Here is a 14,211-nt window from a genome sequence, read left to right as displayed (position 1 = left end):
CATGTGCGCGCCTGGCGCGCGGCGAGGGAGGGCGAAACGCCCCAGCCGCTGGGTGCCGGCTACAGCGTGCGGGTCGACGGCTATGCGCGCGGCGTGACCGATGCGCAGGGCGAGGCGACCTTGCTGGTGCCTTTGTCGGCGCGGCAGGTGAGCGTGTCGCGGCCGCCGAATGCGGCCGGCAACGCGCTGCTGGAGGACCTGGCGCCGGGCGCGCAGCCCAGCGTCGATGTGCAGGTGGCGAACGAGGGCGAAGTGTATGGCAATGCGCGCCTGGTCATGCGCCAGCGGCGCGGCCTGCTGCTGGCGCGCGGGCTGCCGTCGATCGACCTGGCGTTCCAGCGCAACGGGCAGCTGCTGCGCATGGCGGCGATCGATGAGGTGAGCCTGGTCGATGTGCTGGAGTACACGCGCGATGCGCAGCCCCTGGCGCAATTGCTGGCGGATGGCAGCCTGCGCCTGGCGGGGCCGGCGTTCTACGGCCTGGTGGGAACGCAGGGTGGGCGCCTGCGCCTGCGCGTGGTGGCGCGCGGGACGGACGATGTGACCTACCTGGGCGAGGCGGAGTTCTACCTGGCGGACTACCGCGTGCGGGTGCAGCTGGTGGCGCCGCCGTCGGCGCCCGGCGTGCCGCTGGGCGGGTTGCGGGTGGAGGGCGAGCTGCTGAATTCCAGCCTGCGCTTTGCCGTCGATACCGACGCGCAAGGCAGCGCGGACCTGCCGAACCTGCCGCGCGGCAGCGTGCGGCTGCGGGCGCGCCAGCTACACAACGGCGCCTGGCTGGTGGCCGATGCGTCGGTGGCGCTGGAAGGCAATGTGCTGGCGAAGCTGGTGCTGCGCGGCGCGCAGGACGTGCGCGACGGTGTGGCGCCGGTGGGCACCGAACCGCTGCCGGGCGCTGCCTCCAGTGCACCCGTGCCGGCCGGCCTTGACGTGCGCGATGGCCGGCAGGCGCGCGCGTTTGGCCAGGCCGCACCGGCCGGCCGCGCCGGCGCGGCTGCCGCGGCGGCGGGGCCGGGGGCGGTGCTGGCCAGCGCGGTGGCGGGGGCGCAGGATGTGGCGGTCGAGGGCTGGGCCGAGCTGCCGCTGGCGAAGGGCGCGGCTGCCGTGCGCCTGACCTACGATGTGGCAACGGCGGAGTACCCGTACTGGGTGCAGGCGCAGAGCATCTTCAACGATGTGTGGAAGGTGCAGGTGTTCAGCGCCGACCACAGCCCGCTGTACGATATCTCGCGCCAGATCAACAGCCAGCTGGCCAGCCCGCCGGTGTGGCGCAGCGACGGCAGCACCGGGCCGGTGAAGGTCGACATCGACGCCTCGGCCCTGGCGGCCGATGGCGACAGCAGCATGCTGCTGGTGGTCAGCGCGACCAATATCGGCGACAACCTGCTGGCCACCAGCGTCCAGGCCACGCTGGAAGCGGGCACGCCGCTCTCCATCAGCAAGCTCACGCCGGACACGATCGACACGCTTAACGGCGGCACCTATTACAGCATCCCGCGCAGCGGCAGCGGCAACCACCTCCAGCGCAGCTTCACGGTCGAAATCAGCAAACCCAAGGACGCGGCGCTGGACAGCATCCGGGTCGAGGCGCTCGATGGCAGCGGCAGCGCGCTGATGGAGGTGCTGCCGCCGTCGGCGCCGGGCGAGAGCGGGGTCACGCTGCTCAGCCAGAGCGACACCAAGGTGGTGCTGAAGGTGCGCGTGACGCTGGGGGATGGCGCGCTCTCGGGCGTGGCCGGCACCCCGCCGCCCACCACGCACCTGGCCTACCGTTTCACCGTCAAGGCCACGCGCGACGGGGTGTCGCTGACGGCGGAGAAGGAAGCGTCCGGCAGGCGCGCCTTATGGCGCATGCCGGACGGCCTGCCGCGCTTCGGCACGCGCGAGGCGGGGGGCGACAACTGGTCGGCGCGCGGCACCTACCTGTGGCTGGAGCAGCATGCCGGCCTGCTGGAGCCGATCAACGATGTATCGGGCGAGCATGGACGCGATATCGACCACCCGCTCTCGCATGCGCGCGGCACCGATATCGATACCCACCACTTTTACCGCTTCCCCGGCGTGGATAACGGCGTGGGGGCCGGCGAGCTCAATTACACGCGCCTGGCGGAAAACGCGCTGCTGGCGTTCCAGCGCGATGCCCAGGGTGCGCCGACGCCGGCCGCGCTGCAGGCGCGTGGCCGGCTGGTGGGCTGGATCGAGCGTTCGCGCAGCGGCATCACGGCGCTGGCGGCGCGGCCGGAGGTGGCGCGCGTGGTCTACTGCGCGGGCGAGGCAATGGGCGGCCTGGCCGCGGGCTGGTGCAATACCTTGCTGCGCGCCGGCCTGCTGCGCCGTACGCTGCCGGGACAGGCGCCGGAGACGCTGCAGCTGGTGGCCGAGGCGTACACCGGCCATAACGGCAAGCTGGCCAACAACGACGTGCATAACAACCACGTGCACGTGACCCTCAGCCCGGCGGCCATCGGGGAATAGCAGGTGCGTCAGCGGTAATCGGCCTCGGCGCCGGGTTTGCTGCGCAGGCGCTGGAACGCCGCCATCTGGCTTTGGTAGCGCTGTTTGCCGGCCGGGGTCAGCCAGGTGTCCTGCGCGCGCATCAGCATGTCGGCGCCGGCCGGGGTGCCGAGGATGCTGTCGATTTTCCGTATCATGCGGCGTCCCCACGGCGTGCGCGGGCAGGCCACCCCGGCCAGCACTGCCTGCGCGTTGCCGGCAATGGCCACGGTGCGCAGCTGCGCCAGCTCCGCCTGCAACGACTGGCCGTAGGCCAGCGCGAAGTCGTAGTCGAAGGTGTAGTCGGCGCGCCCGCGCGCGACCATCAGCAGCACATTGCGGCCGTAGTCGCCGATGGCGGTCTTTTCGAGGTTGGCTTCGGGGTGCTGCGCCAGCATGGCGTCAAGCTGGGGGCCGTAGCTGCGGTTCTCGACAATGGCGCCGCGCGCGGCGCGCCGCGCCAGCAGCTGCGCCAGGACCACCTCGCCGGCCGCGTTGAGGGGCAGCGAAGGCAGCATGTCGGCGCGCACGATCAGTACCGGCGGCGGCACCAGGCTGGTGTTGCTGAAATAGGCGGTGCGCTCGCGTTCCGGGGTACGCAAGGCGGCGGCGAAACAGGCCTGGCTGCCACGTTCCAGCATGAGCCAGGTGCGTTTGGAGTTGGCATACACATAGCGGTGGTCGTCATGCCCCCAGTGCCTGGCCAGGTAGCGCACGATCTGGTCGGCGATGCCCGTGGTGGGCGCGCCGTCGACCGGGATCGTGATGGGCGGGAAGTCGGACATCAGCCAGGTCATCTGCTCGTCCGCCCGCAGGGGCGGCGCCGCCAGCACGGCGGCGGCAGCCAGGCAGGAGGGCAGCAGGCGGCGCGTCATGGCGGCGACACCAGGCCGGGTTTGCTGCGCTGCTGCTGGAACTCGCCGATCTGGGCTGCGTAGCGCTGCAGCGAGGCCGGCGTGTGCCAGCTGCTCTGCGCCTTGAGCATGGCGGCGGCGCCTTCGCGCGTGCCGACGATGGCGTCGATGCGGCGCACCGCCGCCAGGCCCCAGGCATTGCGCGGGCAGGCGATGCCGGCCAGCATGGGCTTGTTGTTCTGGACGATCGGCACCGTGTGCAGCTTGCCGATATCGGGCTCGCTGCGGCTGGCGTATTGCAGCGAGTAGTCGTAGTCGATGGTGTAGTCGGCGCGCCCGTGCGAGACCAGTTTCAGCACATTGCGGCCGAAATCGCCGACCGAGGTGGTCTCCAGGCGCGAGCCGGGCGGACGGCCGGCGATGGCGCGGTCGACCTTCTGGCCGTAGCTGCGGCGCTCGACGATGATGCCGCGCAGCTGGCGGTCGGCCAGCACTTTTTCCAGGTCCGCCTCGCCGTGCGCGTTCAGCGGCAGGCGCGCCAGCGTCGCCTCGCGCACGATCAGCTGCAGCGGCGGCACCAGGTTGGTGTCGACGAAATGCGCCAGCCGTTCGCGCTCGGCCGTGTGCAGGGCCGCCACCACGCAGGCCGCTTCCCCTTTTTCGATCATCAGCCAGGTGCGCTTGGGATTGGCGTAGATGTAGCGGTGCTCCGCTTCCGGCCAGCGCTGGCTGATGTAGCGCACGACCTGGTCGGCGATGCCGTCGGTTGGCTGGCCGTCGCGCGGCATGGAGGCGGGCGGCACGTCCGGCATCAGCCACGACATCACGTCGCGCGCCTGCGCCGCGCTGTCCGCCGTGGCCGCGGCCAGCGCCACGGCCAGGGCGGCGGCACTCAGGCTGGCGCGGGGCGGGCGGTGCATGCGGACCTCAGCGCCGGCCGTACATCATCATTTCCGCCAGCGCGGCGCGCGCCGGGGCGGCGACGTCGATGGCGGCCAGGCCCAGGCCGAGCAGCGGCTGCAGGACCGACTCGTTGGCGAAGATGCGCGCCATGGTGTCGGTCAGGCGCACGGTCAGGCCGCGGTCCCGCCTGCGCTGGGCGGCATACTGCGCCAGCGCCTCGGGCCCGGCGCCGGGGTGGCGCACCAGCAGGCGCGCCAGTTCGCTGGCGTCGCGCAGGCCCAGGTTCAGGCCCTGGCCGGCCACCGGGTGCAGGGTTTGCGCCGCATTGCCGATGGCGACCGTGCGCGCGCTGCCGGTGGCGCCGGCGTTCAGGCCGAGCGGGAAGGCCAGGCGGCGCGTGGCGTGGGTGAAGCGGCCCAGGCGCTCGCCGAAGGTGGCGCCCAGGCGCGCCAGGAAGGCGGCATCGTCCAGTGCCAGCAGTTCCTGCGCGGTGGCGGGGCGGGCGCACCATACCAGGGAATAGCCGTCGTCCTGCGGCAGCAGGGCCAGCGGGCCTTCGCTGGTAAAGCGCTCGTAGGCGCGGTGCGCCACCGGCGCGCTGGCGTTGACCTGGGCGATGATGGCGGTCTGCTGGTAGTCGCGCTGCTGCGCCTTGGCGCTTTGTTCGCCGAACAGGCCGCCCTCGGCCTGCACCACCACGGCGGCGCGCAGCACGCGCGCGTCCCGGCCCTCGCTGTCCAGGTGCAGGGTGACGCTGTCGGCCGCCTCGTCGCTGCCGCTGACGCGCACCGGGCGCAGGGCGGCGATGCCAAGCGCGTCGCAGGCGCGGCCCAGCGCTTCGACGATGGCGCCGTAGCGCGTGACATAGCCCAGCGCCGGCAGCCGGTGCTCGTCGCGCGTGATCATGCTGCGCCCGAACTGGCCGCGCCGCGAGACGTGGATCTCGTGGATGGCGGTGGCGTGGATCGGCCAGGCGCCGACCTGCTCCAGGATCTGGCGGCTGCCGTAAGACAGGGCCAGGGTGCGCGGGTCCTGCATGGCCTGCTCCAGCGGCTTGGCATCCACCAGCACCAGGCGCGCCGGGTCGGCGCCGCGTTTCACCAGCAGCGCCGCCAGCGCCATGCCGGCCGGGCCGGCGCCGCAAATGGCGATATCGTAGTCAGTCATGTCATCAAAGCTTCAATTTCGGCCACCGTCTTGGGCGCGCCGCCGGTCAGCAGCTGGTAGCCGCCGTCGCGCACGATCACGTCGTCCTCGATGCGGATGCCGATGTGCCAGTACTGCTCCGGCACGCCGGGCGCCGGGCGCACGTAGATGCCCGGCTCCACCGTCATCGCCATGCCCGGCTGCAGCAGGCGCGACGGCTTGTCCTCGCGCGCCGTGTCGCGGTACAGGCCAACGTCGTGCACGTCCATGCCGATCCAGTGGCCGGTGCCGTGCATGTAGAACCGGGTGTACGTTTTCTGCGCCAGCACCTCGTCCAGCGTGCCGGCCAGCAGGCCGAGGTCCAGCATGCCCTGCGCCAGCACGCGCACGGCGGCGTCGTGCGCGTCGTGGTATTGGCGGCCCGGGGCGATGGCGCCGAAGGCGGCCTGCTGGGCGGCCAGCACCAGTTCGTACAGCGCCTGCTGCGGCTTGCTGAAGCGGCCGTTGGCGGGGAAGGTGCGGGTGATGTCGGAGGCGTAGCCATCGAGCTCGCAGCCGGCGTCGATCAGCACCAGCTCGCCGTCCTGCACGCGCCGGTTGTTGGCGTTGTAGTGCAGCACGCAGGCGTTGGGGCCGGAGGCGACGATCGGCGTGTAGGCCGGGAACTGGGCGCCGTGGCGGCGGAACTCGTGCAGCAGCTCCGCTTCCAGCTCGTACTCATATACGCCGGGCCGGGCGAAGCGCATGGCGCGCGCGTGGGCACCGGCGGAAATCTCGCCGGCGCGCAGCATGATGGCGCTTTCGTGTTCGTCCTTGAACAGGCGCATTTCCTCGACCAGCGGCGGCAGGTCGCGCAGCACGGGCGGCGCCGTGGCGCCGCTGCGCGCCAGCTTGCGTACGCCTTCCAGCCAGCGCTGCTGCTGCGCGCTGGCGGCGGCGCTGCGCCCGAGCGGCGCGTACAGCGCCGTGGCGTTGGCCAGCTGGCGCACCATGTGCTCGTCCAGCGCGCCGATCGGGAAGGCGAAGTCGAAGCCGAAGGCGTCGCGCGCGGCTTCCGGGCCATAGCGGTAGCCGTCCCAGATTTCGCTCTCGGCATGCTTTTCGCGGCAGAACAGGATCGACTGCGCGCCGGCCGTGCCGCGCGGCGCCACCAGCAGCAGCACCGCCTCCGGCTCGCTAAAGCCGGTCAGGTAGTAGAAGGAGCTGTCGTGGCGGTAAGGGTATTCGGTGTCGGCGTTGCGCGCCACTTCCGGCGCGGTGCCGATAACCGCCACGCTGCCCGGCTCCATCCGGGCCAGCAGGCGCGCGCGGCGGTCGCTGTAGGGCTTCATCGGTTCAGCTCTTCCAGCTGCTGCACGGTGCCGACGTTGACCCACTGGCCTTCATAGATCTCGCCGCCGATGCGGCCCTGGTCGGCGAACTGGAACAGCAGCTTGCCCAGGCCGGCCTTCTGGCCCGGCGTGATGCGGTCGAACATTTCGCGCCGGTACACGCCGATATTGGCGAAGTTCCACTTGGGCGAGCCCTGGCCGGAAATGGTGTACAGGTTGAGCGCGAAGTCGCCGTCCGGGTTGTGCCACGGGTTGGGCGTCAGCCACACCCAGGCGATGTCGCGCACCTCGGCCGGGTAGGCGTCGCCGCGGTGGTCCTTGTCCTTCAATACGTCCAGCGCTTCGGCGAAATCGAAGTGCGGGCAGTAGATGTCGCCCGACAGTACCAGGAACGGCTCGTCGCCCAGCAGCGGCAGGGCGTTGGCGATGCCGCCGGCCGTCTCCAGCGCCTCCGCCTCGGGCGAGTACTGGATGCGGGCGCCGAACTGCGCGCCGTCGCCCAGCGCCTCCTCGATCATGTGGCCCAGGTGGGCGTGGTTGATGACGATGTCCGTGATCCCGGCGCGCACCAGGTTCAGGATGTGCCACACGATCAGCGGCCGACCGCGCACCGGCAGCAGCGGCTTGGGGCAGGTGTCGGTCAGCGGGCGCATACGTTCGCCGCGGCCGGCGGCGAGGATCATGGCTTTCATGCGCGCCCCCTCAGAAGGTGTAGCCGACTTGCGGCGCGGTGCCTTCCAGCGTGTCGAGCAGCTTGATCAGCGGCTTGAGGTCGCGGTAGCGGTTGGCGGTCTTGCGCACGTAGTCCATCACGGTCGGCAGGTCGCCCAGGTACATCGGCTTGCCGTCGCGGTAGTTGAGGCGGCAGAAGATGCCCAGGATCTTCAGGTGGCGCTGCAGCGCCATGTACTCGAAGTCCTTGTAGAAGTCGTCGAAGTCCTTCTTCACCGGCAGGCCGGCGCTGCGCGCGTGCTGCCAGTAGCGGATCACCCAGTCCAGCACCAGTTCCTCGTCCCACGCCACGTAGGCGTCGCGCAGCAGCGAGGCGGCGTCGTAGGTGATCGGGCCGTACACGGCGTCCTGGAAGTCGAGGATGCCGGGGTTGTCGGCGTCCATCCACATCAGGTTGCGCGAGTGGAAGTCGCGGTGCATATACACCTGGGGCTGGGCCAGGCAGTTGGCCAGGATCGCCTCGAACACCTTATCGAGCTCTTTCTGCTGCGCTTCGGTGAGCGTCACGCCCAGGTGCTTGCCGATGTACCACTCGGGGAAGATATTCAGTTCGCGCAGCATGAAGGCGCGGTCGAATTCCGGCAGCACGCCGGGCTGGCTGGCCTGCTGGATCTTGACCAGGGCCGACAGCGCCTCGGCGTACAGGGTGGCGGCCGAATCGTGGTTCAGCGCCTGCAGGTAGGTCACCGTGCCCAGGTCGGACAGCAGCAGGAAGCCGCGCCCGGTGTTTTCGGCCACGATGGCCGGCACCGAGACGCCGGCGGCGGCCAGCAGGCCTTGCACCTTGACGAAGGCCGGCACGTTCTCGCGCTCGGGCGGGGCGTCCATGGCGACCAGGGTGGCGCCGTGGGCGGCGCGGTGCGCCGGCAGCACGTCGACGCGGAAATAGCGGCGGAAGCTGGCGTCCTCGGAGGCCGGACGCGCCGTGGCGACGTCCACCAGGCCGGTGCCCTGCAGCCATTCTTTGAGCTCGGCAAGGCGTGGATCGGCGGCTGGGGATGGTAAATTAGACAATAAAGACATTGAAACAGCCTGCGGAATCCAGTTGAAGGTAAAGATTCCCATATAATAAGGGATTCACATTAAAAAATCGCCTTTATGGTGTTTCACCCGTACCTTCCATGACCCGGTTCCAGGCTCCTCCCAACCCGAAACGCTGGGCGTTCGCCTTGACCGCCATTGCCGCCGCCGCCGCGGCGCTGCCGGCCCATGCCCAGGCACCCGCCGCCGCCAAGCGCGCGCCGCGCGTGGAAGACAAGAACGCCGTCACCACGGTGCGCGCCGAAGACATCGCCGGCCGCCCGGAACGCGAACTGCGCCTGCTGCGCGACGTGGAAGTCGTGCGCGACAAGCTGCGCGTGACCGCCGACGGCGCCGCCTTCCAGCAGGTGGAGCAGGAGCTCGAGGCCAAGGGCAACGTGCGCATGTGGCGCTTCGGCGACTACTACACCGCCGATGAAGTGAAGCTGAACATGGAAACGGGGCGCGGCTACATGCTGCAGCCGACCTACCAGCTGGAAATGAACAACGCCCAGGGCAAGGCGCAGCGCATCAACTTCCTGAACGAGGACGAGGCGCAGGTGGTGGACGGCACCTACAGCACCTGCCCCGGCCCGAATCCGGACTGGTACCTGAAGGCGCGCTCGCTCAACCTGGACCAGGGGCGCGACGTCGGCACCGCCGGCGCCACCGTGATCTATTTCAAGGACGTGCCCTTCCTCGGCACGCCGGCGCTGTCGTTCTCGCTGTCGGGCGCGCGGCGCTCGGGCTGGCTGCCGCCGACGCCGACCTATTCCTCCAAGGGCGGCGCCGAACTGACCGTGCCCTACTACTTCAATATCGCGCCCAACCGCGACCTGACGCTGTACCCGCGCTATATCGCGCGGCGCGGCCTGCAGCTGGGCGCGGTCGGCCGCTATATCGGCGAGACCGACGCCGGCAACTACTACGAGGGCCGCACCTTCCTCGAGTACCTGCCGGACGACAAGGCCGCCAAGCGCGACCGCTGGCAGCTGCACTCGGTGCACACGCAGGCGCTGGCCAAGGACTGGACCTACGGCTGGAACCTGCGCGCGGCGTCGGACGACAACTATCCGAACGACTTCTCGAAAACCGTGTCCTCCTCGGCCGAGCGCCAGCTGCTGAAGGAGCTGCGCACCGACTACCGCGGCGAGTACTGGGCCATGACCGTGCGCGCGCAGAAGTACCACGTGCTGCAGGACCCGGACGCGCTGGGCGAGAACGGCGACAAGAGCCTGTTCGTGACGCGCCCGTACGACCGCCTGCCGGCCATCAACCTGCACGCGGCGCGCTACGACGTGGGCGGCTTCGACTGGCAGGTCGATGCCGAGCTGACGCGCTTCTGGCACCCGGACCTGCTCAAGGGCAGCCGCCTGGTGGCGGTGCCGCAGGTGAGCTACCCGATCATCGGCCCGTCCTATTTCGTGACGCCCAAGCTGATGCTCAACGCCAGCGCCTACCAGCTCGACGCGCACGGCAAGGACGCGGCGCGCTCGCTGGACCGCGCGGTGCCCACCTTCTCGCTCGATTCGGGCCTGGTATTCGAGCGCGACGCCAGGCTGGGCGGGCGCACCCTGACCCAGACCCTGGAGCCGCGCCTGTTCTACGTGTACACCCCGTACCGCGAGCAGGACCCGTTCCCGAACTTCGACACCGCGGTGTCGACCTTCAACTTCGCCCAGATCTTCCGCGAAAACCGCTTCGTCGGCTCCGACCGCATCGGCGACGCCAACCAGGTGACGGCGGCCGTGGTGTCGCGCTTCCTGGAGAGCAGCGGCGCCGAGCGCCTGCGCCTGGCGTTCGGCCAGCGCTTCTACTTCGCCGACCAGCGCGTGCAGATCGACCAGAGCACGCCGGTCAACAGCAGCCGTTCCGACATGCTGCTGGCCGCCACCGGCCGCATCTCCGAATCGTGGGGCGTGGACAGCGCGCTGCAGTACAACCCGAGCACCAGCAAGGTCACCACCTCCAACATGACCCTGCAGTACACGCCGGGCGCCTACAAGGTGTTCAATGCCGGCTACCGCTATGTGCGCGACAGCTTCAAGAACGCCGACCTGTCGACCCAGTGGCCGCTGTCGGCCAAGTGGTTCGGCGTGGGCCGCGTGTCCTATTCGCTGCGCGACCACAAGGTGCTGGAGAGCGTGGTGGGGGTCGAGTACAACTGCGATTGCTGGGTGTTCCGCGCCGGCGCGCAGCGCTTCGTCACCACCGCCAACAAGACTTCGACCCAGTTCTTCTTCCAGCTGGAGCTGAACGGCCTGTCCAAATTCGGTATCGGCAACCCGCTGGAGGTGCTGAAGAACAGCATCCCCGGCTATCGTCGCGTGAATGAAGGCATCCGTTAAGCTTTCGACTTTTCCACCACTGATACAAGAGCGTTTCAGATTATGCACCCGATCAAATTAGCTGTTGCCCTGCTGTGTGCTTCCCTCGCCGTCCCGGCCCTGGCGCAAGGCGCCAAGCCGGCCGCACCCGCCAAGCCGGCGGCGCCAGCGTCCAAGGGCTTCACGCCGCCGGGCCAGTCGGCCAACACGCCGATCGACGCCATCGCCGTCATCGTCAACGATGAAGTGATCACCCAGCGCGAGCTGAACGAGCGCGTGGCCACCATCGTGGCGCGCATGCAGCAGCAGAAGATGGCGCTGCCCGATGCGGCCGACCTGCGCCGCCAGATCCTGGAGCGCATGATCATCGAGCGCGCCCAGCTGCAGCTGGCCAAGGAGATGGGCGTGCGGGTCGACGACAATATGCTGGACCGCGCCATCGGCCGCATCGCCGAGCAGCAGAAGATGACGGTGCAGCAGCTGCGCAACCAGATGGAAAAGGAAGGCACCACCTTCGCCGCCTTCCGCGAGGAGATCCGCGAGGAAATCGTGATGCAGCGCCTGCGCGAGTACGAGGTGGACAACAAGATCAATATCTCGGAAGCGGAAGTGGACGGCTTCATCGCAACGGAGAAAGCCGCGGCGGCCGAGCAGTTCGAGCTGAACATCGCGCAGCTGATGGTGCGCATCCCGGAAAACGCCACGCCGGACGTGATCGCCCAGCGCCAGAAGCGCGCCGAGGAAGTGGCGCGCCAGCTGCGCACCGGCGCCGACTTCGGCAAGATGGCCGCCACCTATTCCGACGCCTCCGACGCGCTGCAGGGCGGCGCCGTCGGCTGGCGCCCGAGCAGCGCGCTGCCGCCGCTGTTCGCCGAAGCGCTGGGCAAGCTGAAGCCGGGCCAGGTGACGCCGATCATCCGCAGCGCGGCCGGCTTCCACATCCTGAAGCTGGTCGACAAGCGCAGCCTGGCCGACGCGCAGGCGGCGGAAACCGTGCAGCAGACCCACGTGCGCCACATCCTGCTGAAAGTGACCCCGACCCAGAACGCGGCCGAAGTCAAACGCAAGCTGCTGGAACTGAAGCAGCGCATCGACAACAAGGCCGCCAAGTTCGACGAGCTGGCGCGCGTGCACTCGCAGGATTCGGCCGCCAAGGGCGGCGACCTGGGCTGGCTGGCGCCGGGCGACTCGCTGCCCGAATTCGAGCGCGCGGTGGACAGCCTGAAAGTGGGCCAGGTGTCGGAGCCGGTGGAAACCGCCTTCGGCTACCACCTGATCGAAGTGCTCGAGCGCAAGGCCGACGACGTCTCGAAAGAGAAGCAGCGCGCCGCCGCCCGCAACGCCCTGCGCGAGCGCAAGCTGGTGGAGGCGATCGAGGACTGGCAGCGCCAGGTGCGCGACCGCGCCTACGTCGAGTTCCGCGACGAATCGCTGAAGTAAACCAGGAGGAGACAGCATGAGCCGACCGCGCGTCGCCATCACCACCGGCGAACCGGCCGGCATCGGGCCCGAGATCGCCATCCGCGCCGCCTGGGCCCTGCGGCAGCAGGTCGACGCCGTGCTGGTGGGCGACGCCGCCTTCCTGGCCATGACGGCCGCCGATATCGATCCCGAGATCCGCATCAGCGCCGTCAGCACCATGGCGGCGCGCAATGCCGGCCTGCCGCACTTCGGCGCCGACCGTCTGTGCGCGCTCGACATCCCGCTCGGCGCCCACGTGCGGCCGGGCGTGCTGGACAAGGAAAACGGCCGCTACGTGCTGGCCACCCTGGACGCCGCCATCGAAGGCGTGCGCGCCGGCTGGTTCGACGCCGTCGCCACCGCGCCGGTGCAGAAATCCACCATCAACGACGCCGGCGTCGCCTTCACCGGCCACACCGAATACTTCGCCGAGCAGACCGGTACGCCGCGCGTGGTCATGATGCTGGCCGGCCAGCCGCACGGCAGCGCCGGCGCAGCGCCGCCGCCGCCGCTGCGCGTCGCCCTGGCCACCACCCACCTGCCGCTGAAAGACGTCAGCGCCGCGTTGACCATCGACAGCCTGGGGCAGACCCTGGACATCCTCGACGCCGACCTGCGCCGCAAGTTCGGCATCGCCGCGCCGCGCATCCTGGTGGCCGGCCTCAACCCGCACGCCGGCGAAAACGGCTACCTGGGCCGCGAAGAAATCGACACCATCACCCCCGCCCTGGTAGCGGCCCGGGCGCGCGGCATCGACGCCCGCGGCCCGTACCCGGCCGATACCCTGTTCCAGCCCAAATACCTGCAGGACGCCGACTGCGTGCTGGCCATGTACCACGACCAGGGCCTGCCGGTGCTGAAATACGCCACCTTCGGCCACGGCGTCAACATCACCCTCGGCCTGCCGCTGATCCGCACCTCGGTCGACCACGGCACCGCGCTCGACCTGGCGGCGCAAGGCCTCGGCCACGCCGACTGCGCCAGCATGCAGGCCGCGCTGGAAGCCGCCCTGCACATGGTGCAGGCCCGCCGCCCCTAAGAAAGACAGAACATGAAACACATCGCCCGCAAACGCTTCGGCCAGAACTTCCTGCACGACGACACCGTGCTGGGCAACATCATCGACGCCATCGACCCGCGCCCCGACGACACCATGGTGGAAATCGGCCCCGGCCTGGCGGCCATGACCGACCTGCTGCTCAAATCGCTGCCCCATATGCACGTGGTGGAACTGGACCGCGACCTGGTGGCGCGCCTGGAGCAGCGCTACCCGCGCGCCAAGCTCACCATCCACGCCGGCGACGCCCTCAAGTTCGACTTCGGCTACATCCCGGTGCCGGCGGGCAGGAAGCTGCGCGTGGTCGGCAACCTGCCGTACAACATTTCCTCGCCCCTGCTGTTCCACCTGGCCGAATTCGCGCCGCAGGTGCAGGACCAGGTCTTCATGCTGCAAAAGGAAGTGGTGGAGCGCATGGTGGCCGAACCCGGCACCAAGGCCTACAGCCGCCTGTCGGTGATGCTGCAATGGCGCTACCGCATGGAGCTGCTGTTCATCGTGCCGCCGGAAGCGTTCGACCCGCCGCCCAAAGTCGACTCGGCCATCGTGCGCATGGTGCCGATCGAGCAGCCGCTGGCCTGCGACCCGGCGCGCCTGGAAGCGGTGGTGCAGAAAGCGTTCTCGCAGCGGCGCAAGGTGATCCGCAACTGCGTGGCCGGCATGTTCACCCCGGAACAGCTGGAAGCGGCCGGCATCAACCCGGGCGACCGCCCGGAAACCGTCCCGGTCGAAGCCTACGTCGCCCTGGCCAACCTGCCGGTCTAAGGCAAAAAAAAACCCGCTCAGGGAGCGGGTTAAATCCATTTCTTGTTAAGAAGTGGAGGAGACGGGTTTAGTATGCTGCGTCGCGGCATATTGTTCCAATTTATTTTTGGAATCCCAGTTAT

The 14,211-nt window shown here is 69.4% G+C and carries 11 protein-coding genes; 5 read left to right on the top strand and 6 right to left on the bottom strand.

Annotated elements, in window-relative coordinates:
* A partial coding sequence (locus tag ACE3TQ_RS01800) for a hypothetical protein (RefSeq protein WP_374580201.1) occupies positions 1–2,475 on the top strand: 2,475 nt, incomplete at its 5' end.
* A gap of 8 nt (positions 2,476–2,483) precedes the next feature.
* On the opposite strand, the gene ACE3TQ_RS01795 is transcribed toward ACE3TQ_RS01800, so the two are convergent.
* From ACE3TQ_RS01795 to ACE3TQ_RS01770, 6 genes are read right to left on the bottom strand one after another with little or no spacing between them, the layout of a single operon-like run.
* The gene (locus ACE3TQ_RS01795) at positions 2,484–3,368 is read right to left on the bottom strand and encodes a TIGR02285 family protein (protein ID WP_374580200.1); all 885 of its coding nucleotides are present in this window, start codon (positions 3,366–3,368) and stop codon (positions 2,484–2,486) included.
* Positions 3,365–4,267: a TIGR02285 family protein gene (locus ACE3TQ_RS01790; RefSeq protein WP_374580199.1), complete on the bottom strand. Its 903-nt coding sequence runs from the start codon at positions 4,265–4,267 to the stop codon at positions 3,365–3,367. The genes ACE3TQ_RS01795 and ACE3TQ_RS01790 overlap by 4 nt, the downstream gene beginning before the upstream one ends.
* Before the next feature lie 7 nt (positions 4,268–4,274).
* The gene (locus ACE3TQ_RS01785; RefSeq protein WP_374580198.1) at positions 4,275–5,417 is read right to left on the bottom strand and encodes a UbiH/UbiF/VisC/COQ6 family ubiquinone biosynthesis hydroxylase; all 1,143 of its coding nucleotides are present in this window, start codon (positions 5,415–5,417) and stop codon (positions 4,275–4,277) included.
* Positions 5,414–6,727, bottom strand: a complete 1,314-nt coding sequence (gene pepP / locus ACE3TQ_RS01780; RefSeq protein ID WP_374580197.1) for a Xaa-Pro aminopeptidase — start codon at positions 6,725–6,727, stop codon at positions 5,414–5,416. The genes ACE3TQ_RS01785 and pepP overlap by 4 nt, the downstream gene beginning before the upstream one ends.
* Entirely contained in the window at positions 6,724–7,419 is a 696-nt protein-coding gene (gene murU, locus ACE3TQ_RS01775) for an N-acetylmuramate alpha-1-phosphate uridylyltransferase MurU (protein ID WP_374580196.1), read from the bottom strand. The genes pepP and murU overlap by 4 nt, the downstream gene beginning before the upstream one ends.
* 10 nt (positions 7,420–7,429) lie before the next feature.
* Positions 7,430–8,482, bottom strand: a complete 1,053-nt coding sequence (locus tag ACE3TQ_RS01770; RefSeq protein ID WP_374580195.1) for an aminoglycoside phosphotransferase family protein — start codon at positions 8,480–8,482, stop codon at positions 7,430–7,432.
* A 98-nt stretch (positions 8,483–8,580) separates the two neighbouring features.
* Here ACE3TQ_RS01770 and ACE3TQ_RS01765 point away from each other — a divergent pair, with 98 nt between their 5' ends.
* The 4 genes from ACE3TQ_RS01765 to rsmA are packed head-to-tail and all read left to right on the top strand — an operon-like array spanning position 8,581 to position 14,089.
* Positions 8,581–10,827 carry an LPS-assembly protein LptD gene (locus ACE3TQ_RS01765; protein ID WP_374580194.1) on the top strand — a complete coding sequence of 749 codons (2,247 nt, stop codon included), beginning with the start codon at positions 8,581–8,583 and terminating at the stop codon, positions 10,825–10,827.
* 42 nt (positions 10,828–10,869) lie between these two features.
* Positions 10,870–12,246 (top strand): peptidylprolyl isomerase, encoded by a 1,377-nt coding sequence (locus ACE3TQ_RS01760; RefSeq protein ID WP_374580193.1) that lies wholly within the window; start codon positions 10,870–10,872, stop codon positions 12,244–12,246.
* A gap of 16 nt (positions 12,247–12,262) precedes the next feature.
* Positions 12,263–13,306: a 4-hydroxythreonine-4-phosphate dehydrogenase PdxA gene (gene pdxA, locus ACE3TQ_RS01755; RefSeq protein WP_374580192.1), complete on the top strand. Its 1,044-nt coding sequence runs from the start codon at positions 12,263–12,265 to the stop codon at positions 13,304–13,306.
* Between the two features lie 12 nt (positions 13,307–13,318).
* Positions 13,319–14,089 (top strand): 16S rRNA (adenine(1518)-N(6)/adenine(1519)-N(6))-dimethyltransferase RsmA, encoded by a 771-nt coding sequence (rsmA, locus tag ACE3TQ_RS01750; RefSeq protein WP_374580191.1) that lies wholly within the window; start codon positions 13,319–13,321, stop codon positions 14,087–14,089.
* Positions 14,090–14,211 lie beyond the last annotated feature (122 nt).

This window comes from Pseudoduganella sp., from assembly GCF_041914865.1.
In the GTDB taxonomy this organism is placed as follows: domain Bacteria; phylum Pseudomonadota; class Gammaproteobacteria; order Burkholderiales; family Burkholderiaceae_D; genus Rugamonas.
This window is presented reverse-complemented; position numbering and strand designations above follow the sequence as displayed.